The sequence below is a fragment of the Streptomyces sp. CA-288835 genome, assembly GCF_050936385.1.
Classification (GTDB): Bacteria; Actinomycetota; Actinomycetes; order Streptomycetales; family Streptomycetaceae; genus Streptomyces.
The window spans coordinates 1,066,313-1,090,921 of the sequence record NZ_JBNJMW010000001.1; the positions used below are offsets into that span (position 1 = coordinate 1,066,313).

Genomic DNA, 24,609 nt, shown 5'->3' on the forward strand with positions numbered 1-24,609 from the left:
CCATGTTTCCCTAGTAAATCAGTAGGGATACTAGGGAATCGGCTGCAGGCGGGGCGCGTATTCGCCGGAAACACCGACAGGTCCGATCCGCTTTCTCGATCTCCACGCCCTGATCGACGTACGCTCAACAGGGTTGTAGATCAAGGAGATTGACGGCTCCCCGGAGAGGCAGGCACATGAGGCACGACGAGCTGATCCGGCCGCTGCCGGAGTTGTTGAAGGCGCACGCCGAGCAATCGGGGGAACGTGTCGCCTTCGCCGACTCCTTACGCAGCGTCACCTACGCCGAGTTGGAGCGGCGCACCGGCAGGCTGGCCGCGTATCTCGCCCGGACGGGCGTCGGCCGCGGTGACCGGGTCGCCTTCTGTCTGGGTAACTGCGTGGAGATGGTGGAGAGTTGCCTCGCCGCTGTCAGGGCGGGAGCGATCGGCGTCCCTCTCAATCCCCGGTGCTCCGACTCCGAGCTCGCCCATTTCCTCGAGGACAGCGGCGCTTCCGTGGTCGTCACCGACTCCGCGCACCTTGCGCAGTTGGGGCGCCTGGGTCCCGCGTACCGCCGGCTGCGCGTCCTGCTCACCGGTACGGGGCCCGTCCCTGCGGGCGCCCCCGACGGCACCGTCCTCTTCCAGAGCGCGGCCGAGGCCGACGAGCCCGGTCAGGCGCCCCGGGACGATCTCGGGCTCGACGAGCCGGCCTGGATGCTCTACACCTCCGGCACCACCCACCGCCCCAAGGGCGTGCTGTCCACGCAGCGCAGCGCCCTGTGGTCGGTGGCGGCCTGCTATGCGCCAATCTTCGGGCTCTCACCCGAGGACCGGCTGCTCTGGCCACTGCCGTTGTTCCACAGTTTCGGCCACTCCCTCGCGATCCTGGGTGTGACGGCGGTCGGTGCGAGCGCCAGGATCGCGGACGAACTCCTGCCGCCCGGCGGTCTGTTGGGAGCACTCAACGCACCGCCGGAGGAACTCGGCGGTCCCTTCACCGTCCTGGCCGGGGTGCCCGCGACGTACCACCAGCTGGTGGCGTCGGCCGGACAGGCCCCGGCATCCCCAACAGGGTTGCGGACGTGCATCGTGGCGGGCGCACCGAGTTCCCCGTCGTTGCGCCGGGCGGTGGAGGAGGCGCTGGGGGCGCCGCTGCTCGACGCGTACGGCAGCACCGAGACCTGCGGCATGATCGCCGTGAACCGGCCGGAGGGTCCCCGAGTCGAGGGTTCCTGCGGACCGCCGGTCCCGGGCATGGACGTACGGGTCGTCGACCCGGGCTCGGGCAACGATGTCAGGGACGGCGACGAGGGCGAGATCTGGGTGCGCGGACCGGGCCTCATGTCCGGGTACCACAACCAGCCCGAGGCGACGGCCGCCGCGCTGAAGGACGGCTGGTACCGCACCGGGGACCTCGGCCGCCGCGTCGAGCACGGGCATCTCGTCCTCACCGGCCGGGTCAGCGAACTGATCATCCGTGGTGGCGAGAACATCCATCCCACGGAGGTCGAAGAGGTTCTGCTGCGCTGTCCCGGTGTGACCGACGCCGTGGTGGTGGGCAGGCCGCATGACGTTCTCGGTGAGGTACCGGTCGCCTTCCTCGTCCCCGGCCCGGACGGGATCGACCACCAGCGGGTACTGGCCGACTGCCGCGCCCGGCTGTCCGACTACAAGGTTCCCGCCGAGATCCACGAGATCGCCGCCCTCCCGCGCACCGCGTCCGGCAAGATCGCCCGTCACGCGGTCGTCCCGGGCCTCGCCCGGCCCGCGCCCGACATGCGCTTCGCCGCCTCTGCTTCCCTGACGGCGGCCCCGGCCGACGGATCCCTGCGCGACCGGCTCCTGCCCCTCTCACGCGAGGCACAGGAACGCGCGCTCCACGAGACGGTACTCGCCGAGACGGCCACGGTCCTCGGACGCGCACCCCACGACCGGCTCGACGCGGACAGCCCCTTCACCGACCTCGGGCTGACCTCCATGGGCGCCCTCACGCTGATCGACCGGCTCAGCGTACGGGCCGGACTGCGCCTGCCGACGACGCTGGTCTTCGACCACCCCACACCGGCCGATGTGGCCCGGTACCTGCGGGACGCCCTCTTCTCCCCGGAGACCCACCGCCACGCCCCGGCTCTCCGGGATCCCGGACCGGACGACGAGGACCCCGTGGTGATCGTCGCCATGGGTTGCCGCTATCCCGGCGACGTCAACTCCCCAGAAGAACTCTGGCAGTTGGTGTCGGAGGGCAAGGACTCGATCTCGGAGTTCCCGGCCGACCGGGGCTGGGATCCGGCCGCCACCCTGTACGACCCCGATCCCGACCGGATCGGCACCACGTACACCCGCAGCGGCGGATTCCTGCACCGGGCCGCGGAGTTCGACGCGGGGCTGTTCGGGATCTCGCCCCGTGAGGCGCTGGCCATGGACCCGCAGCAGCGGCTGCTCCTCGAGACCTCTTGGGAGGTCTGGGAGCGGGCCGGAATCGACCCGGCGTCGCTGAAGGAGAGCGACACGGGGGTGTTCGTCGGGGTGATGTACGGCGACTACTCCGCCCGGTTCACCCGCTCCCACGAACTGGAGGCGCATCTGGGCCTGGGCTCGGCCGGCAGCGTGGCCTCCGGCCGGATCTCGTACGCGTACGGCTTGCGCGGTCCCGCGATCACGGTCGACACCGCGTGCTCCTCCTCGCTGGTGGCGCTGCACTGGGCGGCCGGGGCGCTGCGCTCGGGCGAGTGTTCGCTGGCCTTGGCCGGCGGGGTCACCGTGATGGCGACGCCGAGGCCATTCCTGGCGTTCAGCAGGCAGCGCGGCCTCTCCCCCGACGGGCGCTGCAAGTCGTTCTCGTCGTCGGCGGACGGTACCGCCTGGGGCGAAGGCGCGGGACTGGTGCTGCTGGAGCGGTTGTCCGACGCCCGGCGCAACGGTCACCCGGTGCTGGCCGTGCTGCGCGGTTCCGCGGTCAACTCCGACGGCGCGTCCAACGGACTGACGGCGCCCAACGGGCAGGCACAACAGCGACTGATCAGGCAGGCGCTGGCCGACGCCGGGCTCCGCACGGGCGACGTGGACGCGGTGGAGGCCCATGGCACGGGCACCACGCTGGGTGACCCCCTCGAAGCACAGGCGCTGCTGGCCACGTACGGCCAGGGACGGACCGAGGAGCAGCCGCCGCTGTGGCTGGGATCGGTCAAGTCCAACCTCGGGCACACCCAGGCGGCGGCGGGAGTCGCCGGCGTGATCAAGATGGTGCAGGCCATGCGGTACGGGGAGTTGCCCCGCACCCTGCATGTGGACACCCCTACCCCGCACGCGGACTGGTCGTCCGGCCGGGTGGAACTGCTCACCTCGGCCCGGCCGTGGCCGTCGGCGGACCGGCCGCGGCGTGCCGGGGTTTCGGCCTTCGGGATCGGCGGGACCAATGCGCACGTGATCCTGGAGGAGCCGCCGCCGTCGCCCGGCGGACCGGTCTCCGAGAAGGAGATGCCGTACGACAGTGAAGTTCCGTACGACAGTGAAGTTCCGCGTGGCAGTGACGTGCCGTACGACGGTGCGGTCCCCTGGCTGCTCTCCGGAGCCGACGAAACCGCCCTGCGCGCCCAGGCGCGACGGCTGGCAGCCGCGGTCGAGACCCGGCCTGAACTGTCCGGCGCCGACATCGGGTTCACGCTGGCCGTGTCACGGTCAGGATTGCCCCACCGGGCGACGGTTCCGGCTGGCGACCGGGCGCAGATGCTTCAGGCGCTGCGGGCACTCGGCGAGGGCGCGAATGGTGGCGCGGTGCGCGGCATCGCGGATCCGGGTGTCCGTACGGCGTTCCTGTTCACCGGCCAGGGAGCTCAACGCGCTGGTATGGGGCGGGAGTTGTACGCGGCGTTCCCTGCCTTCGCCACGGCCTTCGACGACGTGTGCCGGGAGCTGGACGGACGTCTCGAACGGCCGCTGCGTACGGTGATGTTCGCCGAGCAGGATGCGCCTGAGGCCCGCCTGCTCGATCGTACGGACTTCACTCAGGCCGCTCTGTTCGCCTTCGAGGTCGCCCTGTTCCGCCTGCTGGACTCCTGGAGCGTGCGGGCCGACTTCCTGGCCGGTCACTCCGTGGGGGAACTGGCGGCGGCCCACGTCGCCGGTGTCCTGGACCTGGCCGACGCCGCGGCGCTCGTCGCGGCGCGCGGGCGGCTGATGCAGGCGTTGCCCGAGGACGGGGCGATGGTCGCGCTGCACGTGGCCGAGGCGGAGGTCCTGCCCGCGCTGGCGAACGTCGGGGACCAGGTGGCGATCGCCTCCGTGAACGGGCCCGAGTCGGTGGTGATCTCCGGCGCGCAGGACGCCGTACTCGCCGTCGCGGCCGGGTTCGAGGCGCGCGGCCGCAGGACAGTACGCCTGCGCGTCAGCCACGCTTTCCACTCGCCTCTGATCGAGCCGATGCTCGACGAGTTCCGCCGGGTCGCAGAAGGGCTGACCTTCCGGCCGCCGCGGATTCCGGTGATCTCCGCCGTGACGGGGCGGCAGGCGGACGCCGAGGAGTTGTGCTCCCCCGAGTACTGGGTACGGCACGCTCGCCTGCCGGTGCGGTTCGCCGACGCCGTGCGGTGCCTTGACGACGATGGGGTTTCCGCATTTCTGGAGGTCGGGCCAGGTCCTGTGCTCACGGCGATGGCCGAGGAGTGCCTGACCGCCGCAGACGGTGGTGTCGCCGGAGGGTGCGTCTCGGCCACACGGGGCGGTGAGCGGGAAACGGAGACGTTGCTGTCCGCCGTGGCCCGCCTGCACGTACGCGGGGTCAAGGTCAACTGGCCGACGGTGTACGCGAACACCGGGGCGCGGCAGGTGGACCTGCCGACGTACGCCTTCCAACGGCAGCGCTACTGGCTCGACGTACCGCACACCCCCGAGACAACGGCCGACGCCCAACTGCTCGGTCCGGCCTTCGCGGTACCGGGCACCGACCGGACCGTGCTCTCCGGGCTACTCTCCACCGCGCACCATCCCTGGCTCGCCGACCATGTGATCGCCGGGACGGTCCTCGTACCCGCGACGGCGTTCGTGGAGATGGCCGTCCGGGCGGGCGACGCGGTGGGCTGCGACATGCTGGACGAACTCGTAATCCTGGCACCGCTCGTACTGCCCGCCGCGACCGGGATACGCGTCCAGGCCGTCGTGGGGGCGGCGGACGACTCCGGCCGCCGCCCGGTCGACATCTACTCCCGGCCCGAGGAATCCGCGGCAGAAGGCCCGGAGGCGGACTGGACCCGGCATGCCACCGGAGTGCTGGGCCAGGCGGCGCCCCAGGAGGCGGACAGCGGGCTGACGACCTGGCCGCCCGAGGGCGCCGCTGAAATGGACCTCTCCGACGCGTACGACACCCTGGCGGACGGCGGTTTCGCCTACGGGCCGACCTTCCGGGGCGTACGGGCGATATGGCGGCGCGGCGAGGAACTGTTCGCGGAGGTACGGCTGCCCGAGCCGCAGACGGCGGACGCCCATCGCTTCGGGATCCATCCGGCGCTGCTGGACGCGGCACTGCACAGCGTCCTGCTCGCCGACCCCGAACCCGACGCGGTTCGGGTGCCGTTCGCGTGGAACGGCGTACGTCTGCACGCCGCCGGAGCCTCAGAGCTGCGCGTACGCGTCGCCCCGGCCGGAACGGACACGGTCACACTGACGCTGGCCGACCCGGAAGGCCGCCCGGTGGCACGGATCGACTCACTCTCCACTCGCGAACTTCCCGCTGGACACGGCCACTTGGCGGACGAGGCAGTACGACGCGCCCCGTTGCGCCCGGACTGGGTCGCCGTCGAGCCGCCCACAGACGCGGACCACGGAGTCTGGACGGTCCTCGGCCCGGACGAACTGAACCTCGGCGAGTTCCTCCCCACCAGCAAGGACCCCACGGCATCCGAAGCGGGCATCGTGGCCCTCGCGGCACTCGGCCCGGCGACGGATTCCGACCCGCCGTCCGCCGTACACCTCCTCACCGGCAGGGTGCTTCAGACCCTGCAGAACTGGCAGGACGATCCGCGGACCGCAGGGTCACGGATGGTGGTGGTGACGAGGGACGCCACCGCACCGGTGCCGGACCTCGCGGGCGCCGCGGTCTGGGGACTGGTGCGTACGGCGCAGTCGGAACTACCCGGCCGCGTCGTCCTGGTCGACGTGGACGGTCAACCCGAATCCCTGCGCCTGCTCCCCACCGCCGTTGCCACCGGCGAGCCCCAACTGTCCATCCGCGCAGGGCAGATGACAGTTCCACGACTGGTCGGGGCGACCACGGATGGCGAAAACACCCGAAGCGGCTCGTTCGGTCCGGACGGCACCGTACTGATCACCGGAGGCACCGGAGCCCTGGGCGCCGAAGTGGCCCGGCACCTGGTCACCTCGCACGACGTACGGCATCTACTGCTGACCGGTCGTCGCGGCCCACAGGCGGCCGGCGCCGACGAACTGCGCACCGTACTGGAGGAGTTGGGAGCCGAAGTCCAGATCGTCGCCTGTGACGCGGCCGACCGCGCCGTGCTGGCCGAGGTGATCAAGAGCTGCGAGCCCCCGCTGACCGCCGTGGTGCACGCCGCGGGCGTGCTCGACGACGGCGTACTGGCCGCGCTGACCCCCGAACGGATGGCGGCGGTACTGCGGCCGAAGGCGGACGCGGCCTGGAACCTGCACGAACTGACCCGGGATCTGGACCTGTCGGCGTTCGTCCTGTTCTCCTCGGCGTCGGGCCTGCTGGGCCGGGCCGGCCAGGGCAACTACGCGGCGGCGAACTCCTTCCTGGACGCGCTCGCCCGCCATCGCACCGCACTCGGGCTGCCGGCCGTCTCCCTGGCCTGGGGACTGTGGGAGCTCGGCGGGGGTATGGCCGCCCAGCTCGCAGAGAGCGGACAGTCCTCGGCCTCCCGTTCCCGCGATGGGTTCCGGGCGCTCTCCCCGGCGCAGGGGCTGGCGCTGTTCGACGCGGCGCTGGGCGCGGGAGAGCCCGTACTGGCCCCGATCCTGCTGGACCGGACAAGCCTCCGATCCGCCGGAGATGACCTCCCGCCACTGCTGCGACGGCTGGTGCGCCCGGTCCGCCCGACGGCAGCCAGCTCCGATCCCGGAACCGGCCCCACGAGTCAGGTGTTGGAACCGGGAGCGTGGCGGAAGCGGCTGGCCGACCTGCCCGTCAGTGAACGGGAGGTGGCGCTCGCGGAGTTGCTGCGCGGTGACGTGGCCGCGGTCCTCGGATACCGGGACGCCGCCGCACTGCCGACCGGCAAGACCTTCGCCGATCTTGGTTTCGACTCCCTGACGGCGGTTCAGGTCCGCAATCGGCTGAGTATGGCCCTGCGGCTCAGGCTGTCCGCCGCCGCGGTGTTCGAGCACCCCACGGCGGAGGGACTGGCCCGGCATCTGCTCGGTCTGCTGGACGATGCGCTGCCCGCGCCGGAGCCGGAGCGGCACACGCGGAAGCCGCATACGCACACCCTCTCTTCGCTGTTCCGGAAGGTCAGCGAGAGCGGTCGCGCGGTGGCGGCGATGCACATGCTGGTCACCGCGTCCTACGCGCTGCCGACGTACGGTGTCGCCGCATGCCGCGATCACGCCCTGCCCCCGATCCGCCGCGCCGACGGAAGCGGCGATTCCGACCGCCCGACGATCGTCTACTTCCCGGCCTACCACCCCTCGCACCCGTCCGATGGCGGCGAATTCCCCCACTTCCACGGCCACTTCCAGGGCGAACTGGACGTCCTGGAATTCCCGCACCCCGGCATAGGTACGGGCACCGCGGTGCCGGAGGACCACGCCACGCTGGCTCGTACGCAGGCCGAGTCCGTGCTGCGGCATGTCGGGGACAAGCCTTTTGTGATCGTGGGAAGTTCCGCGGGCGGCAATGTCGCCCACACCGTGGCCCACCACCTGGAGAGCATCGGCACGGTTCCCGCCGGCCTCGTCCTGATCGACACGTACCACATCAACGAGGACAACACCGACAAGGACTGGCTGGTCTCCCTGGCCGCCCCGTCAGTCCAGGGCCTCGGACAGCCCGCCTTCACCGCGGACGACGACGGCGCTCTGGCCGCGATGGGCGCGTACAACCGCATCTTCCTCGGCTGGGAACCCGAGCCGGTCGACACCCCCATCCTCCTGGTGCGCGCGACAGAGCCCGCCCCGTCCATGGTGGCGTCCGCGGACGCGCGGAACGGGAACTGGCGGACGTCCTGGCCGCTGCCGCACGACTGCGTGGACGTGCCCGGCGACCACCTGACGATGATGCGGGAGCACGCCGGGACCACGGCATCCGCCATCCGTACCTGGATCGCCTCACGCACGGCGAACTCACGTACAGCGAAAGGAAATCAGTGAGTTTCTCGAAGCACACAGAGAGCAATACGGAGAGGAACGCGGAGGGGAAGCACGCGGAGGAGGCCGAGGAGTACGACGTCATCGTCGTCGGAGGCGGTCCGGCCGGGGCGACGGTCTCGGCGGCCGTCGCCATGCGGGGCCACCGCGTTCTCCTCGTCGAGCAGCACAGGTTCCCCAGGTACCAGATCGGGGAGTCGCTGCTCCCCTCCACCGTGCACGGCGTGTGCCGCATCCTGGGCGTCGAGGACGAGGTGGCACGGGCGGGCTTCAAGCTCAAGCGCGGCGGTACGTTCCGGTGGGGACGGAACCGGGATCCGTGGCAGTTCTCCTTCGCGCTGTCACCCCGGCTGGCCGACCCGACCTCGTTCGCGTACCAGGTCGAACGGTCCCGGTTCGACGCGATCCTCCTGGACAACGCCCGCCGCGTCGGCGTGGACGTACGGGAAGGCTGCCGCGTCACGACCGTGCTCGCCGACGAGGAGCGGGTCCGCGGCGTGACCTGGACCGGCCCGAACGGCGGGACACGCAAGGCGAGGGCCCGGTACGTCGTGGACGCCTCCGGTAACGGCAGCAGGATCCACACGCACGTCGGCGGGAAGCGGACGTACTCCGACTTCTTCCGGAACATCGCGGTGTTCGGCTACTTCGCCGGCGGCCAGCGCCTGCCGGCGCCGAACGACGGCAACATCTTCTGCGCCGCCTTCGACGAGGGCTGGATCTGGTACATCCCGCTCCGGGACGACCTGACGAGCGTGGGAGCGGTGGTGAGCCGGGAGAACGCGGCGGCGATCCAGCGGGACCCGGCGGCGGCGTGGCGGCGCCTGATCGACTCGTGCCCCGAAGTCCGGGGCCTCCTCGACGGGGTCCCGCAGGCGACCGAGGCACCGTACGACCAGGTGCGGGTGCGCAGGGACTGGTCGTACTGGAAGTCCCGGCTGTGGAGGCCCGGCATGGTGCTGACCGGTGACGCGGCGTGCTTCGTCGACCCGGTCCTGTCCTCCGGTGTGCACCTCGCCACGTACGGCGCCCTGCTCGCGGCCCGGTCGATCAACACCGTCCTCGCCGGAACCGCCGGAACCGCCGGAACCGCCGGAACTGCCGGAACTCTGGACGAGGACCACTGCTTCGACGAGTTCGAGGCTCGCTATCGCCACGAGTACGCCCTGTTCTACGAGTTCCTGGTCTCCTTCTACGACATGCACCAGGACGAGCGCTCGTACTTCTGGAAGGCACGCAAGGTCACCAACGTCGGCGCCACGGAACTGGAGGCGTTCGTCGAGCTGGTGGGCGGCCTGGCGTCCGGCGACGCCTCGCTCACCGCTCCCAGCCAGGCGGGCACCCGCCTGACGGCGGCCTCCTCGGCCCTCGACCAGGCGGTGGGCCGCCTCCCGGACTCCGACGGCCTGCGCAACCCCCTCTTCGAGTCCCCCAACATCCGCCAGGTGTTCCAGGAGGGCACGATCCTCCAGGAACGAGGCCTCTTCGGCGGCCCCCTGGAGGACGAGGCACCCCTGTCTCCCGGCGGCCTGGTCGCCACGGAGGACGGCCTGGCCTGGGCGGATCCGGGCGCGCGGTGATCCACGACCTTCCGGCGCGGTACGTGCGGTGGCGGCGGAAGCTGGCGTTCCGGTGCCACGCCCCGTAGAACTGGGCCTCATGCCTGATCAATGGCCGACCCAACACCCGGCGCCAAGGCCCTTGCCCGGTCCGCCCGGCGGGTACGGGCCACCCGGCGCGTACGGGCCGCCCAACGGGTACGGACCGCCCGGCGCGTACGGTCCACCCGGCGGATACGGGCCACCACAGATCCAGGAAGTCAGTGCCAGGTACCGGCGTTGGGCCGGCATCCTGCTCTGGCTCTCGATCGCCCTCGCGGGGCTGATGGTGGTCGCGTTCGTGGCCAGCTTCTTCCTTCTGGTGAAGGCAGACGCGCACGTGGACAACGCCGTCTACGGCTATCTCGCGATCTTCCTCTGGTTCGGAATCACCGCCGCGGTCCCGGTGCTGGTGGGGCTCGGTATCCCCGCGATCACCATGAGGCGGCGTGTACGGCAGCAGGAGCGGCTGGGCCACGGTGGCTGGCGTCCTTGAGTTGAGTTACTCGTGAACCTGAGCGTTCAGCGTGGGATGCGCGTCATCGTTGTCCGCGCCCAGGCCCGCGAGCAGGCGCAGCCCGTCCTCAGCGGAGCTGCCGGGGGGCGCGGACAGCACCACCAGCTCCATGCCCGAATCATCTGGTAGTGCGAAGTTCTCCTGGTGCAGTTCCAGCAGGCCGACCAGGGGGTGTCGGTACGCCTTGCGCCCATGTGTGCGGGCGCGCACGTCCGCGCGGGCCCAGAGGCGGCGGAAACGCTCGCTGCCCATCGCCAACTCGCCGATGAGCGAGGCCAGGCGGGGGTCTTCAGGGTATTTGCCGGCGGCCAGGCGCAGGTGCCCGACCACGTCGAGGGTGCATTTCTCCCAGTCCGCGTAAAGGCCGCGCTCGGCCTCCTCGAGGAAGATGTGCCGGGCGGTGTTCAGGCCCGGCATCGCCCGACCGTAGAGGAGCCCGGCGAGGCGGTTCCCGGCGAGCACGTCCAGGCGGTGGTCCATGATCAGCGCGGGTGCGTCGGCGACCAGGTCGAGGACGCGCAGCAGCTCTGGCCGGACCCGCCCGCCCGGCGCCTTCGCGCGGCGGCGGCGCTGCCGGGCGAGCCGGTGGAGGTGCCCGCGTTCGGTCTCGTCGAGGCCGAGGACGCGGGCGAGCGCGTCGAGGACCTGCTCGGAGGGCTGGGTCGCCCGGCCCTGCTCCAGGCGTACGTAGTAGTCGACGCTGACTCCGGACAGGTGCGCGACCTCTTCGCGGCGCAGCCCTTCGACCCGGCGGCGGCTGTCGGTCGGGATGCCGACCGCCGCGGGGTCGACCCGGGAACGCCGGGTCCGCAAGAAGCCCGCAAGATCGTCCATGCCCCCAGTATGGCCTCGGCGGAGCCTGTGAAGGTGGCCCTGCCGTTACCAGGAAGTCCCGTCCGATGGAAGAGGCGCCCCTGAACGCCGGGCGCCGCGGCGCCCAGGATCGAAGGCACCGATCCCAAGGAGTTCCCGTGAAGACGCTGATCGTCTACGCCCACCCGGAGCCGAAGTCGCTCAACAGCTCGCTGAAGGACCTCGCGGTGTCCACATTGCAGACCGCCGGGCACGAGGTACGGGTGAGCGATCTGTACGCGATGAACTGGAAGGCGGTCGTGGACGCCGCGGACTACGGCCCCGACGCCTCAAGTCCGCTGAAGGTCGCCTTGGACTCGGGCCGGGCCTTCGACGCCGGGACGCTCACCCCGGACGTCCTCGCCGAGCAGGAGAAGCTGCTGTGGGCCGACACGATCATCTTCCAGTTCCCGCTGTGGTGGTACACGATGCCCGCGATCCTCAAAGGCTGGGTGGACCGGGTGTTCACCTACCACTTCGCGTACGGCGTCGGCGAACACAGCGACATCAGGTACGGCGAGCGCTTCGGCGAAGGCACCCTCGCGGGCAGGAAGGCTCTGCTGTCGGTGACCGCCGGCGGCCCGGAGTCGCATTACGCCGCTCGCGGGATCAACGGCCCCATCGACGATCTGCTGTTCCCGGTCCACCACGGCATCCTCTACTACCCGGGCATCGAGGTGCTGCCGCCGTTCGTGCTGTACGGCACCGACCGGATGACCGGCGAGGACTACGCGGATGTCGCCAAGGGGTGGGAGCAGCGCCTGCTCACCCTGGAGTCGACCGAGCCGATCGCGTTCCGGCGGCAGAACTTCGGGGACTACGAGATCCCCTCGCTGCACCTGAAGGAGGGACTGGAGCCGACGGGCCGCACGGGTTTCGGGCTGCACGTGCGCGGCTGACCGCCGGCCCGATACCCCGAGCCCTTACACCTGTCGGCGCCGCGCCTCGCTGCGCGTGCCGTGCAGGGCGAAGGCCGTGTTGACGAGGCCGACGTGGCTGAACGAATGGGGGGTGTTGCCGAGTTGGCGGTGGGCGACCGGGTCCCACTCCTCCGAGAGCAGGCCGACGTCGTTACGGGCGTCCAGTACGCGCTCGAACACGGCGTCCGCCTCCTCGCGGCGGCCGGTCGCCCGGAGGGCGTCGGCGAACCACAAGGAGCAGACGAGGAAGGCGCCTTCACGGCCGCCGTCGGTGTAGCGGTGCAGGTAGCCGTGGTCACCGAGCGTGCGGGCCACGGCCGACAGGGTGCCGTGGACCCGGGGGTCGTCCGGGGGCAGGAAGCCGAGCTTGGGCAGCAGCAGTGCGGACGCGTCGATGTCGCGGGAGCCGTACGCCTGCACGAAGCTGTGCTGTTCGGCGTCCCAGCCCTCGCGGCACACCTCGTCGTGGATGGCTTGGCGCATCCCCCGCCAGCGCTCCGCCGAACTGCGCAGTCCCGCGATCCGCGCCATCCGCAGCGCCCGGTCCGCGGCGACCCACGACATGATCCGGGAGTGCACGAAGTGCCGTGGCGGGCCGCGTACTTCCCACAGTCCCACGTCGGGTTCTCGCCAGTGCCGCTCGAGGTGGTCCATGAGTGAGGCGACGACGCTCCACATGTGGTGGTCGATGGGTATGCCCGCGCGCACCGCGGAGTAGATGGTGTTGAGCACCTCGCCGTAGACGTCGAGTTGGAGTTGATCGGCGGCCGCGTTGCCGAAGCGTACGGGGCGGGAGCCCTCGTATCCGTCGAGCCAGCCGGCCGGTTTCTCGGGCAGCCTCCGCTGGCCCGACACCCCGTACAGCGGCTGGAGGTCGTCGGGTTGGCCGGCCACGGCGCGGACCAGCCAGTTCCGCCAGGCGACGGCTTCGTCGCGGTAGCCGGTGCGCAGGAGGCAGGACAGCGTGAAGGTGGAGTCACGGAGCCAGCAGAAGCGGTAGTCCCAATTGCGTTCTCCGCCGAGGCATTCGGGCAGTGAGGTGGTGACGGCGGCCACCATTCCTCCGGTGGGTGCGTAGATCAGTGCTTTGAGTGTGATGAGGGATCGCAGCACCGTGTCCCGCCAAGGGCCTTGATAGGTGCACTTCGCCGTCCACTGCTGCCAGAATTCCTGTGTCCCCGCGAGGAGTTCGATGGTATCCCCGCGCGGATTCGGCGGCATGTGAGAGGGACTCCAGTCGAGGACGAATGCCCTTCGCTGTCCGGCCGAGAGCGTGAACCGCGAGTGAATACAGGAATTGCTCAGGGAGAAACACGCTTCGTCGTTGTCGGATTTCGGAATTGCGTCGCATCGCACGAGGACGGCGTCTGGCCCGGCGACCGCGGTCACCGTGTGCGGGTCGACGCCCCGGGTCCAGGGCACCACCTGTCCGTTGAGGAACCGCAGCCGCAGTTCCCCGCGCATCTCGACCTGGCCCGCGAGTCCTTCCACCAGGCGTACGAGACGGGGAACTCCCTGGCGAGGCGGCATGAAGTCGGTCACGCGCACGGCCCCGTCCGCCGCCTTCCATACCGTGTCCAGGATCAGCGTGTCGCCCCGGTAGGCCCGGTGGTCGCACCGTCGCGAGGCGGCTTCGGCCGGGGCGATCCGCCACCGGCCGTTGTCCTCGCCGCCGAGCAGTGCGGCGAAACAGGCGGGGGAATCGAATCGCGGCAGGCACATCCAGTCGATCGCCCCGTCCTTGCCGACCAGAGCGGCCGTCTCCAGGTCCCCGATGAGGGCGTAGTCCTCGATTCGCCCTGCCATGACAAGAATTCTAGGAGACGAGACACGGGAGGGCAGAAGGGGAAATCTTGAAAGGGAACTTGTGCGTTTGACGGGGTTCTGGTGCCGTGTTAAAGGTGGGATAGTAGGGCATTCAGTTCCTTCGGCAGGACGTACCGATGTCCCGATGGGCGAGCCGGCCTACGGCACGTGTGGTCTCGCACCCGCTACGGCGTGCGACGGACCGTCCTGCCTCGTTCGGCTCGCGGCACTCCGGTTCTCCCTGCGGTGTCCACCCGTTGCGCCGCGCCTCGGATCGCGTCGTCCGCGCCCCTATGCGCCGGTCGGCGCCGTGCCGGGCCCGGACCGCCAGGCGAGCCCGGCGTGCGCGTACGGTCTCCTCCCGCACGGTCGGCCGTCGCCGAAGCAGCGACGCCGGAGACGGAGCGGGCGAGCAGGAGGCATCATCCGCGGGAGGCTGTCATGGCAGCTGACCCGCGCAGACCTCGCGTACTGCTCCTCACCAGCGGCCCCCTCGACGCCGGGGACGGCGAAGAGGCCGAGCTGGCGCTGAGCCTCGCCCAGGCCATGCCGGAGGTGGACCACTTCTGGTTCCGGCGCGGGCGGGAGCCGGCCGCCGCCTGGCGTGGCCGCTCGGTGCCGAAGGTGTCGCGGAACGGCGCTCCCGGCCTGCCGGAACGGCTCCAAGTGGCGGCGGTCGGCGCCCGGTTGGCGCGGCGGGCCGATCTCGTGCACGCCGTGCTGTCGATCAGTCCGGGCTTCCCCGCGTTCTCCCGCCTCTGGCTCCCGCTGCTCCACGGGCGGCCGGTCCTGCACACCGTCCCCGGCGTCTGGGACCCGGGCCTGCTCGCGCGGTCCCGGCCGCTCGGCCCCACCGTGGCGCTGTCCGAGGTGACGGCGCGGGCGCTGGGCGCGGCGGGTTTCGGCAAGGTACCGGTCATAGGCCCCATGATCGAGCCGGCGGAGTGGCAGTTGCGGCCCCGGTCGGTCAGGGATCCGCCGATCGTCCTGGCCACGGGCCATCACGACCCGGGCGGCGGTGCGTACGAGGCCATCGGCGCGGCGGCGGTCGCCGCTCGCGCGGGAGCCCGTTTCCAGCTGATCCTCGCCGTCCAGGGGCGCCCCGGACAGCACGTCGGTCGCTTGGAGCAGGCGCTGCGCTCGCGGGCGGCCCAGGAGGGTCTGCACGCCAGCGAGGTGCTCGGCAGCGTCGAGGACCTGCCCCGGCTGCTGGCCGTCTCGGACATCGTGCTGCATCTCCCGCAGGCCCTCGGCGGCCGCCCGGACGTCCCCTTCACCGTCCTCAAAGCCCTCGCGACCGGACGCCCCGTCATCATGAGCGACCTCCCCCAGTTCTCTGCGCTGAAGGACGCCGTCCTGCGCGCCCCCGTCCCCCACCGCGCCGGCCATCTACTGCTCCAGCTCCTGGACCGCCCCTGGTGGTGGGAGAAGCTGGCGGAACGCGGCCGCGCCACGGTCGAGGAACGCTTCGGTCCGGCACGGTTCAGGTCGGGGTATGCGGCGCTGTATCGGAACCTTCTGGCGTGAGCCGGGGCCCCGGGCCCTAGCCGCCGGACTCCCGTCGTACGGCCCGCAGCAGCAGTCGCGGAACGTTCCTGACCTGTGGAAACGTTCCTCACGAGGTTTGAGCGTCGATTCCGGCTCACGGGACTGAATCCGCTGCTCGTGAGCTTCGGGTCACTGCGCCTCGGCGCGGGTCAGCCGTGGCAGGGCGAGGGAGATCGTCGAGGCGGCGAGCAGGGCCGCCGCGCACGACACCTGGTAGCCCGCCGAGGCCCCGGCCGTGTCGACCACCCACCCGGAGGTGGCGTAGCCCAGCGCCACCCCGACGGAGAGGCCGGAGACGATCCAGGTGATGCTCTCGGTGAGCCGGGAGGCCGGCGCCAGACGGCCCACCAGCCCCATCGTGGTGATCAGGATCGGCGCGATGGCCATGCCCGCCACGAAGAGCATCCCCGCCAGTGCCGCAAGACCCGACACGAACAACAGCGGCACCACGGTCACCGCCATCACCCAGACGCTGACCAGCAAACTCCGCGTGATCGCCCCCCGCGGCCTGATCGCGCCGAAGACCGCGCCCGCCAGGCCCGAGCCGAACGCGTAAACGCCCAGCAGCACTCCGGACAGCGCCTTGTCATAGTGGGCTTCGGTGAACGCCACGGTCACGACTTCCACCGAACCGAAGGACGCGCCCACCGATGTCACCGTCAGCACCAGCAGGCCGAGTCCCGGGATGCGTAGCGCCCAGCCCCCGGCGCGTTGCGGCATGGGGCGCACCGGCGGTTCCGTTCGCCTCTGGGCGGCGAACAGCAGGACGCCGACGGCGAGGAGGACCGCGGCCGTCAACGGTCCGGCCTCGGCGCTGCCCCCGGTCGACAGCGTGATCGCCAGGATCGGGCCGATGACGTAGACCACCTCGTCGAGTACCGACTCCAGCGCGTACGCGGTGTGCAGCAGCCGCGGTGACTCCCGGTGGAGCTCCGACCAGCGGGATCTGACGAGCGCGCCCATGCTGGGCATGCAGCCCGCTGCCGCCGCCGAGACGTACAGCGTCCAGTCCGGGGCGGCGTGCCGGGTGCACAGCAGCAGCGCGCAGATGGCGGCGACCGTCACGGCCGTCGTTGGGAGGACGACGCGGCGCTGGCCGTGACGGTCGACCAGCCGGGAGATCTGCGGTCCGATCGCCGCGGCGGCGAGGGTCTGCGCGGCGGAGATCGAGCCGGCGAGCCAGTACTCTCTGCCCAGCTGCGACAGCATGGTGACGATGCCGACGCCGATCATCGACTGCGGTAGGCGTGAAACGAAGCCTGCGGTGGAGAAGAGCACACTGCCTGCAGGAGAGAAGATCCGGCGGTAATCGGAGAGCATGGATTTCACGCTCCGTCAGGAGCCGATCGTGACAGGGCGGATCCGGTCCGGTTACTGCGGCCTCCTTGTACTCCACTTTCACCTATGGCGCCGTATCCCGCTACGCCACGCGCTATCTCGCCGTGCACATGCGAGAAATGACGAGCCGAGTTAGCTTGATGGAAGACCCGTCGATGTCTCGGCGAGAAGGAGCCCGCATACTGGCGACCGTTTATTACGGCGACCGCGTATAGCGATGATCTTTTTCACAGGCGACCGGGACCGAGTCCGGGCCCCGCAGAATTCTCCTTTGTCAGCCCGATCCTACGGGCTTGTTCGCCGTCGCTCGGTGCCGTTCGCCCAGCTCGGTCCGCCCGGCAAGTTGCCTTCCCAGGAGGTTAGTTGGGATGAACGCGCGACTGCGAAGCCAGGCCGCGATGTCTGCTGTCAGCGCATGCATCGTCATGCTGACGGCCTTTTACTATATATTTCCGGACCAGCGGCTGATCTTCGTCGCCATTGGAGCGATCGGCGTCAGCGGTATTATCCTGGGTATTTTCCTCAACCGCCCCGAGCATCGTCTCCCCTGGCTGTTGCTCGCCGCGGGAAACTTCGCCTTCGCCGCGGGCCAGGCGACCCAGATCATCCTCATCCAGGTGCTCAACGAGGAAGTCCCGTTCCCGTCGATCGCGGACGGCTTCTATCTCGCGGCATATCCGCTCTATGCGGCCGGGCTGCTGGGCTTCGTGCACTGGCGCACGGGGTGGCGTGACCGCGCGAGCCTCGTCGACGCGCTGACGCTGACGGTCGGTCTGGCGCTGCTGTCGTGGCTCTTCCTCATCGATCCGTATGCCCGCCTCGAGGGTCTCACCTGGGTGCAGAAGGCGTTCTCCATCGCCTATCCGCTCGGCGACATCCTCGTACTGGCGATGCTGCTGCGCCTGCTCGCCGGCCGTGGCGGCAAGAGCCGCTCGCTCATGCTGCTCACGGTGGGCACTGTCGGTCTGCTCACCGCCGACGTGGCGTACGGCCTGATTCAACTGAACGGGACCTGGCGCACGGGTACCGCGGTCGATCTCGGCTGGGCCGTCCTGTACGGCGCCTGGGCGGCCGCCGCGCTCGATCCGACCATGCGATCGCTGACCCAGCCGGTGGCATGGCGCCCGGAGGCCGGCACGGGCCGGTTGAGCCTGCTCATCCTGGCGTCGTTGATCGCGCCGACCATCCTCCTGACGCAGGCGGTACGCGGCGAGAGTGCCAACGTCGGTGTCATCGGAGTGTTCTCCGCCGTGCTCTTCCTCCTTGTGCTCTACCGTCTGGCGGGCGTGGTGGCGACCCAACGGCGGGCGGTCGGCCGGGAGAAGGTGCTGCGCAACGCGGTGTCGTCGCTGGGCGGAGCGGGCGACACGCGGGATGTGGCCGCCGCCGTGCACTCCGCGGTGACAGAGCTGGTGCCGCACGGCCCACCGCATTCCGCGCTGCTCACCGTCCCGGACAACACGCTCTGGGTGAACGGGGAGCACGGCGGCGAACGCGGGCCGCTGTCCGCGCCGGTGACCGCAGCTGTACGGGGACTGATCGCGTCCGGCGAGAACCGCCTGGTGGCCCTCGACGGTGTCGGGCCCGATCTTGCCGCCCGCCTCACGGGCCCGGACGAAGAGCCGCCCCGCCCCGGATACGCGCTGGTCTGCCCGCTCACCTCGCAGGATCATCCCTCTGGCGATTCGCTCATCGGGGCACTGATCGTGGCCGGGAACGAGCACGACCTCCTCGTGTTCCGCGACACGCTGGCGACTCTCGCCGCGCAGACGGCACTTGCCGTGGCGAGGGTCGCCCTCGCCGAGGAAGTCAACCGGCGCAACAGCGAGATGTACTTCCGCACACTGGTGCAGAACGCCTCCGACGTCATCCTGATCCTCGACGACGACGACCGGGTCCGTTACGCCAGCCCCTCCGCCGACCAAGTGCTGGGCGTTCCGAACCTGGAGGGCGCCCAACTCGTCGATCTGGTGCCGCCGCAGGACAGCCGCGCGGTCGTCGAGACGCTCGGCCGGATACGGAACGGCGAGTACCAGACCAGGCGCGAGCACTGGCGCATGGTCCGCACCGACCGGGCGACCATCGAGGTCGAGGTGAGGTGGAGCGACCTGCGCGACGAGGCCACCGTGGGCGGGGTGGTGCTCACCCTGCGGGACGTGACCGAACAGCGCAAGCTCGAACGCGAACTCACCCACCAGGCGTTCCACGACTCGCTCACGGGCCTGGCCAACCGCGTACTCTTCCAGGAGCGGATCAACCACGCCCTTGTGCAGGCTCAGCGCGAGGGCACGGTGGTCGGCGTGCTCTTCGTCGACATAGACGACTTCAAGGTCGTCAACGACATACACGGCCACGGTGTGGGCGACGAACTCCTGGTTGCGCTGTCACTCCGGCTGCAGACCACCGTCCGTGCCTCCGACACCGCCGCACGCATCGGCGGCGACGAGTTCGCCCTCCTGGTGGAGGGTTCCGTCTCGACGGCGGGTGTGGAGCGCTTCACCGAACACGTGATGACCGTGTTCGCCGAGCCGTTCCGGCTCAGTGTGGGGCCGGTGAGCACATACGCCAGTGTCGGCGTCGCGACGACGGAGGACAGCATCGACTCGGTTGAACTGCTGACACACGCCGATCTCGCCCTGTACGCGGCGAAGACGGCGGGCAAGCGCCAGTGGCGCCACTACCACCCGGAGCTGCAGAGCGGCATGGCCGAGCGTGCCAAGTTGCAGGAGGGGCTGGACAGTTCGTCGATCGAGACGTCGTTCATGGTGCTCTACCAGCCCATCGTGGAGCTGACCAGCGGGCGGATCGCCGGCTTCGAGGCGCTCGTTCGCTGGCCCCACTCCACGCGCGGCATGGTGCTGCCGGAGCAGTTCATCACGCTGGCCGAGGAGAGCGGGCAGATCGTCCCGCTCGGGGCCTGGGTGCTTGATCAGGCCGCGGCCGAGGCTGTCCAGTGGGAGGAGTCCGTGCTGCGCCTCGGGACGGCCGACCGCAGCGCACCTTACGTCAGCGTGAACGTGTCGCCGCGTCAGTTCCGGGACGAAGATTTCCCCAACGTGGTCCGGCGCGCCCTGCAACTCTCCGGCATCGAACCGTCGTCTCTTGTACTGGAACTGACCGAGAGTGTGCTGATGTACAACGACGAGCGCATCCTGGCCGAGATGAGTTCGCTCACCGACCTCGGGGTCCGCTTCGCGATTGACGATTTTGGAACGGGTTACTCGTCGCTGAGCTATCTGCGTGAGTTCCCGATCTCGATACTCAAGATCGACAAGTCGTTCATCGACCAACTCGGGCGCTCGCCCGAGCAGTACGCCCTGGTCGAAGGCATCACGCATCTCGCCGACACGCTCGGCCTCACCGTGATCGCCGAAGGAGTGGAGGACGTGAGGCAGCAGGAATCGCTGATCTCCATGGGCTGCCGACTCGGCCAGGGGTATCTCTTCGCCGAGCCGGTCAGCGCCGAGGAGGCGGAGCACCTCGTCCTCGCGCCACCGCTCGGCCGCCTGGCCGGATTGCCCGCGACGCCCTCGGAAGGGAATGGGTGATGGCGGCGGCCCCTCTCCCGCGAACCGCGCAGGTCGTGCTCCGCAGAACGCCGCGCGAGGCAGGAGACCCAAGGTGACGGAACGTGACCACCCGTCGGCAGAGTCGGCTGCGCTGTGCGTAATACTGCGCAACGATGAGGAGCAGTACGCGATCTGGCCTGCCGATCGCCGGATTCCGGCCGGGTGGCATCGGATCGGCGGACCGGAGTCCGCCGCGTCGTGCGGGAGCCTGGTCGACCGCCTGTGGACCGACATGCGGCCCGCGAGCGCCCGCGCCGAGCGGCGGCCCCCGGAAGCCGGGCCGAGCACCGTGCCCGAGCTGGTCCGGGAGCGGGCACGGCGTGAGCCGTCCGCTCTCGCGGTGATCTCGGACGAGGGCCGGCTCAGCTACGCCGACCTGACCGGCCGCGCCGACCGGCTTGCACACGAGCTGCGGGAGTCGGGCGTCGGCGCGGAGTCCGTGGTCACCGTGTGCCTCGACCGCGTGCCCGAGCTGGTCGTCGCGCTGCTGGCGGTACTGAGCTCCGGTGGGGCGTTCCTTCCCCTCGACCCGGCGACTCCACGGCAACGGATAGCCGGATTGGTCGCGGAGATCGGTTCACGCCTGATCGTCTCGAGCCGCGAGCACGCCCCGATGTTCGCCGAGTGCGAGGCGCGGATCGTCCACGCCGGGCAACCGGCCCCGCAGACGCCGCCGCAGGACCCCCAGTCGGCACTGCCGGCACCCGGCCCCCGGCCGGACGACCTCGCCTACGTGATCTACACCTCCGGATCCACCGGACCACCCAAGGGGGTGATGATCAGCCACAGGTCACTGGCACACTCCCTCACCGCGGTTGCCCGGGCATACGAACTGACGCCCGGCGACCGGGTGCTGCACGCCGCGGCGCTCGGCTTCGACACCTCGCTGGAGCAGATCTTCGCCACCCTGATCAGCGGCGCGACACTCGTCCTCGCGGGAACACACTCGTGGGCACCCACCGACCTGCTGCACCATCTCCCGGAGCACGGGATCACTGTCGCCGACCTGACCCCCGCCTACTGGCATCGGATCGTGTCCGTCCAGGACCGCACCGCGAGCCTCGCATCTCTGAGGCTCGTCATCGTCGGCGGCGAGATCATCACCGCGAAGGACTGCCGCGCCATTCTGCACCGGATCCCCGGCGCGCGGCTCGTCAACGCCTACGGGCTCACCGAGACCACCATCACCTCCACGCTCTGCGACCTGAACGAGGAAGTGCTCGCCGCGCCGGACACCGCCGTCGCCCCGATCGGCAGGCCCCTGAAGGGCATTCACGTCCACGTACTCGACGCCGAACTCCGCCAGGTTCCGCCCGGCGGGCGCGGCGAGATCTACATCGGCGGCCCGGGGCTGGCACGCGGTATCTGGCGACAACCCGCCCTGACCGCACAGCAGTTCCTGCCCGACCCGCACGGCTCGGCGCCTGGGGACCGGATGTATCGCACCGGGGATCTGGGCCGTCGGCGCTACGACGGCAACCTGGAGGTCCTGGGCCGGGTCGACGACCAGATGAAGATCCGCGGGTTCCGTGTCGACCCGGCCGAAGTCGAGGCCGCCCTCGTCGCCCTTCCGGAGATCGGCCAGGCGATGGTGGTGGCCCGGACGCGCGCCAGTGGCGACCGGGACCTCGTCGCGTACTTCACGCCGGCCTCGCCACCGGCCGGCGGTGAGGCGGTGCTGAGCGCACGGCTGCGGTCGGCACTCGCAGAGGTCCTGCCGGGCCACATGATCCCGGCGGCCTTCCACGCGGTGGAGCGGCTGCCTGTCACGCCCGGTGGAAAGCTCGACCGCAGGGCCGTTCCGGAAACCGTGACCGCCGCGCCGACGGCCGGCGCCGACGACCGTCCGGTGCCCCAGGGGATGGCCCAGTTGTGGGGCCAGATCCTGGATGTGGACTACGTTCGTCCGCACGACGACTTCTTCGAGCTGGGCGGCAACTCGCTGCTGGCCATGGAGATGCTCGCCCGGACCCGCGTCGTGTTCGGCATCGGCGTCACACAGATCCGCGACCTGACCCGTTCACTGCTGCGGTATCCGACGCTCGCGGCGTTCGCCGAGTCCGTGCGCCAGGCTCGGGCCGGCACGCTGGCCCATCCGGACGGCGGGAGTGTCGACTTCGCCGCCGAGACCGACCGGCGCGTTCCGGCAGTGAGCCGTGACGCGCCGGCTCCGGACCCCCGGTACCCCGGCGACGTCCTCCTCACCGGGGCGACGGGGTTCTGCGGCGCGTACATGATCGACGAACTGCTGCGCAGGACGACGGGACGGATCCTCTGCCTGGTCAGGGCCTCCGACGAGCAGCACGGCATGGAGCGGCTCCGCGCGAGCCACCAGCGGTACGTCCTCAGCGATCTGTCCAGCGAGCGTGTCCAGCCGGTCGTCGGCGACCTGGGCAAGCCCGAACTGGGGCTGTCCCCCATCCGGTTCGAGGAGCTGGGATCGACCATCGACGCCGTCTACCACTTCGGAGGCCAGGTCAACTTCATCTACCCGTACCACGACTTGCGCGCGTCCAACGTCGACGGAACATACGAGATCCTCCGCCTCGCCGCCCGCCGGGCCGTCCCCGTCCACTTCACCTCCAGCATGGCGGTGCTCGCCGGATTCGGGCCGGCCGGTGCACGCGAGGTGACGGAGGAAACGCCGCTGCGCTTCCCCGAGTATCTGTCGGTGGGTTACGTGGAGACCAAGTGGGTGGCCGAGGCTCTGCTGCAGAAGGCGTCCGACGCGGGCCTGCCGGTCGCCATCTACCGCCTGATGGACATCACGGGCCGCAGCGGAACCGGCGTGATGAACACCAGCAGCGAGCTGGCCGCCCTCTTCGATTTCATCGCGCGGACCGGGCTGTGCCCCGACGTCCCGCTGCCACTGGACTTCCTGCCGGCCGACCAACTCGCCCGCGCCATCGGATACATCTCCACCCGCCATCCCGCTCGCGGCGAGGTCTACCACCTCACCAACCCCCGTCCCACGCTGCTGAGTTCACTCGCCGAGCGGCTGCGCCGACGGGGTCACCCGGTCCAGGAAATCCCCTACGCCGAATGGATCGCGGCTCTGGTGAAGTACGCGGCCGGGCATCCCACCGACGCGATCACCCCGTTCGTCCCTCTCTTCGTCGACCGGTGCGCCCGCGCGGACATCACTGTGAGCGAGATGTACTTCCAGGGCGTTTTCACAGAGTTCACCCGCGACAACGCGGAACGGGCGCTGGTGGACGCCGGGATCGACATTCCGCCGGTGGACGCGGAGATGATGGACCGTTACATCGACTTTCTCCAACAGGCCGACGACGCCCGGCCGGTCAAGAGCCAAGAGCAGGGAGTGGCACGGTGGTGAGCCGATGTCCTTGCTGGGAGGCGCTGGACGTGCTCAAAGGGGCGCCCGACGGTCCGGTGGCCTTCGGCGTCGACCTCAGTCCCGAGGGCCTCCTGGCGGCGTACCGCGCCGGGGTCTATCCGCTCCCGGCATCGGACGAGTACACCCTCGCCCTCAACGAGGTGGTCTTCGCCGATCAGGTCCAGGAAGGCCGCATCCCGCTCCTGGGCGAGGAATCGGCCGATCCCTACGCCGTCTCTTGGTGGTCGCCCGACCCCAGGCCTGTTCTGCCCGTCTCGGCCCCCCACCTCAGTCGTAGCTTCGCCCGGCGGCTGCGCAACCGGCTGTCGTGGTCGACCAGCCTGGACCGGCGGTTCGAGGCGGTGGTCCGCGCATGCAGGGCCGACCGCGTCCCCCTGTGGCTCACCGACGAGCTGATCGAGAGCCTGGTGCGCCTGCGCGAACTGGGTCCTGCGCACAGCGTCGAGGTGTGGGAGGACGGCGAGGACGGCGATCTCATCGGCGGGGTCTTCGGCATCCAGGTCGGATCGGTCTTCAGCATGGACTCGATGTTCTTCCACCGTCCCGGTGCCTCCAAGGTCGCGGTGGCCGACCTCGCGGCGCGCTTCGCACAGGCCGGCGGCGAGTTGCTGGACGCGCAGCGGGACAGCCCGCACATCCGCGACCTGGGTTGCGTTCTCATATCCCGAGAGCAGTACATACGGCACCTCCGCCGCTCCCCGCACGACACGCTCCCGATGCCCACCGCCACCTTGCCCGCGGGCCGCCTCGCCGAGCCGACGGGATCGCGCTGACAGCGTTCGTCG

General features: G+C 70.3%; 11 protein-coding genes. 8 read left to right on the top strand and 3 right to left on the bottom strand.

Annotation, left to right across the window (positions count from 1 at the left end; translation table 11 throughout):
* Window positions 1–176: 176 nt before the first annotated feature.
* The 3 genes from ACQEVY_RS05030 (at window position 177) to ACQEVY_RS05040 (ending at window position 10,412) form a co-directional block, all read left to right on the top strand.
* Window positions 177–8,321 (top strand): SDR family NAD(P)-dependent oxidoreductase, encoded by an 8,145-nt coding sequence (locus ACQEVY_RS05030; protein WP_432945217.1) that lies wholly within the window; start codon window positions 177–179, stop codon window positions 8,319–8,321.
* The gene (locus tag ACQEVY_RS05035) at window positions 8,318–9,898 is read left to right on the top strand and encodes a tryptophan 7-halogenase (RefSeq protein ID WP_432945219.1); all 1,581 of its coding nucleotides are present in this window, start codon (window positions 8,318–8,320) and stop codon (window positions 9,896–9,898) included. Before ACQEVY_RS05030 ends, ACQEVY_RS05035 begins: the two co-directional genes overlap by 4 nt.
* 79 nt (window positions 9,899–9,977) lie before the next feature.
* Window positions 9,978–10,412 (top strand): hypothetical protein, encoded by a 435-nt coding sequence (locus tag ACQEVY_RS05040; protein WP_432945221.1) that lies wholly within the window; start codon window positions 9,978–9,980, stop codon window positions 10,410–10,412.
* A gap of 6 nt (window positions 10,413–10,418) precedes the next feature.
* Here ACQEVY_RS05040 and ACQEVY_RS05045 read toward each other — a convergent pair whose 3' ends face one another.
* A complete protein-coding gene (locus tag ACQEVY_RS05045; protein WP_432945223.1) occupies window positions 10,419–11,267 on the bottom strand; it encodes a helix-turn-helix transcriptional regulator in 849 nt (282 codons plus the stop codon).
* A 137-nt stretch (window positions 11,268–11,404) separates the two neighbouring features.
* Between ACQEVY_RS05045 and ACQEVY_RS05050 the strand changes: the two genes are divergently transcribed.
* Complete coding sequence (locus ACQEVY_RS05050; RefSeq protein ID WP_432945225.1) at window positions 11,405–12,184, top strand: NAD(P)H-dependent oxidoreductase; 780 nt, start codon at window positions 11,405–11,407, stop codon at window positions 12,182–12,184.
* A 24-nt stretch (window positions 12,185–12,208) separates the two neighbouring features.
* On the opposite strand, the gene ACQEVY_RS05055 is transcribed toward ACQEVY_RS05050, so the two are convergent.
* A complete protein-coding gene (locus ACQEVY_RS05055) occupies window positions 12,209–14,011 on the bottom strand; it encodes a glycoside hydrolase family 15 protein (protein WP_432945227.1) in 1,803 nt (600 codons plus the stop codon).
* Between the two features lie 441 nt (window positions 14,012–14,452).
* Between ACQEVY_RS05055 and ACQEVY_RS05060 the strand changes: the two genes are divergently transcribed.
* Window positions 14,453–15,538 (top strand): glycosyltransferase, encoded by a 1,086-nt coding sequence (locus ACQEVY_RS05060; RefSeq protein WP_432945229.1) that lies wholly within the window; start codon window positions 14,453–14,455, stop codon window positions 15,536–15,538.
* A 150-nt stretch (window positions 15,539–15,688) separates the two neighbouring features.
* Here ACQEVY_RS05060 and ACQEVY_RS05065 read toward each other — a convergent pair whose 3' ends face one another.
* Complete coding sequence (locus ACQEVY_RS05065; RefSeq protein WP_432945231.1) at window positions 15,689–16,879, bottom strand: MFS transporter; 1,191 nt, start codon at window positions 16,877–16,879, stop codon at window positions 15,689–15,691.
* Window positions 16,880–17,265: 386 nt separating this feature from the next.
* Here ACQEVY_RS05065 and ACQEVY_RS05070 point away from each other — a divergent pair, with 386 nt between their 5' ends.
* From ACQEVY_RS05070 to ACQEVY_RS05080, 3 genes are all read left to right on the top strand, one after another.
* Complete coding sequence (locus tag ACQEVY_RS05070) at window positions 17,266–20,445, top strand: putative bifunctional diguanylate cyclase/phosphodiesterase (RefSeq protein WP_432945233.1); 3,180 nt, start codon at window positions 17,266–17,268, stop codon at window positions 20,443–20,445.
* A gap of 73 nt (window positions 20,446–20,518) precedes the next feature.
* Entirely contained in the window at window positions 20,519–23,803 is a 3,285-nt protein-coding gene (locus ACQEVY_RS05075) for an amino acid adenylation domain-containing protein (RefSeq protein WP_432945235.1), read from the top strand.
* Complete coding sequence (locus ACQEVY_RS05080; RefSeq protein ID WP_432945237.1) at window positions 23,800–24,597, top strand: leucyl/phenylalanyl-tRNA--protein transferase; 798 nt, start codon at window positions 23,800–23,802, stop codon at window positions 24,595–24,597. The genes ACQEVY_RS05075 and ACQEVY_RS05080 overlap by 4 nt, the downstream gene beginning before the upstream one ends.
* Window positions 24,598–24,609: the final 12 nt, after the last annotated feature.

Coding starts and splice junctions, on each gene's coding strand:
- ACQEVY_RS05060 (WP_432945229.1), top strand. CDS start 14,453: ATGGCAGCTGACCCGCGCAGACCTCGCGTACTGCTCCTCACCAGCGGC.
- ACQEVY_RS05030 (WP_432945217.1), top strand. CDS start 177: ATGAGGCACGACGAGCTGATCCGGCCGCTGCCGGAGTTGTTGAAGGCG.
- ACQEVY_RS05070 (WP_432945233.1), top strand. CDS start 17,266: ATGAACGCGCGACTGCGAAGCCAGGCCGCGATGTCTGCTGTCAGCGCA.
- ACQEVY_RS05055 (WP_432945227.1), bottom strand. CDS start 14,011: ATGGCAGGGCGAATCGAGGACTACGCCCTCATCGGGGACCTGGAGACG.
- ACQEVY_RS05065 (WP_432945231.1), bottom strand. CDS start 16,879: ATGCTCTCCGATTACCGCCGGATCTTCTCTCCTGCAGGCAGTGTGCTC.
- ACQEVY_RS05045 (WP_432945223.1), bottom strand. CDS start 11,267: ATGGACGATCTTGCGGGCTTCTTGCGGACCCGGCGTTCCCGGGTCGAC.
- ACQEVY_RS05040 (WP_432945221.1), top strand. CDS start 9,978: ATGCCTGATCAATGGCCGACCCAACACCCGGCGCCAAGGCCCTTGCCC.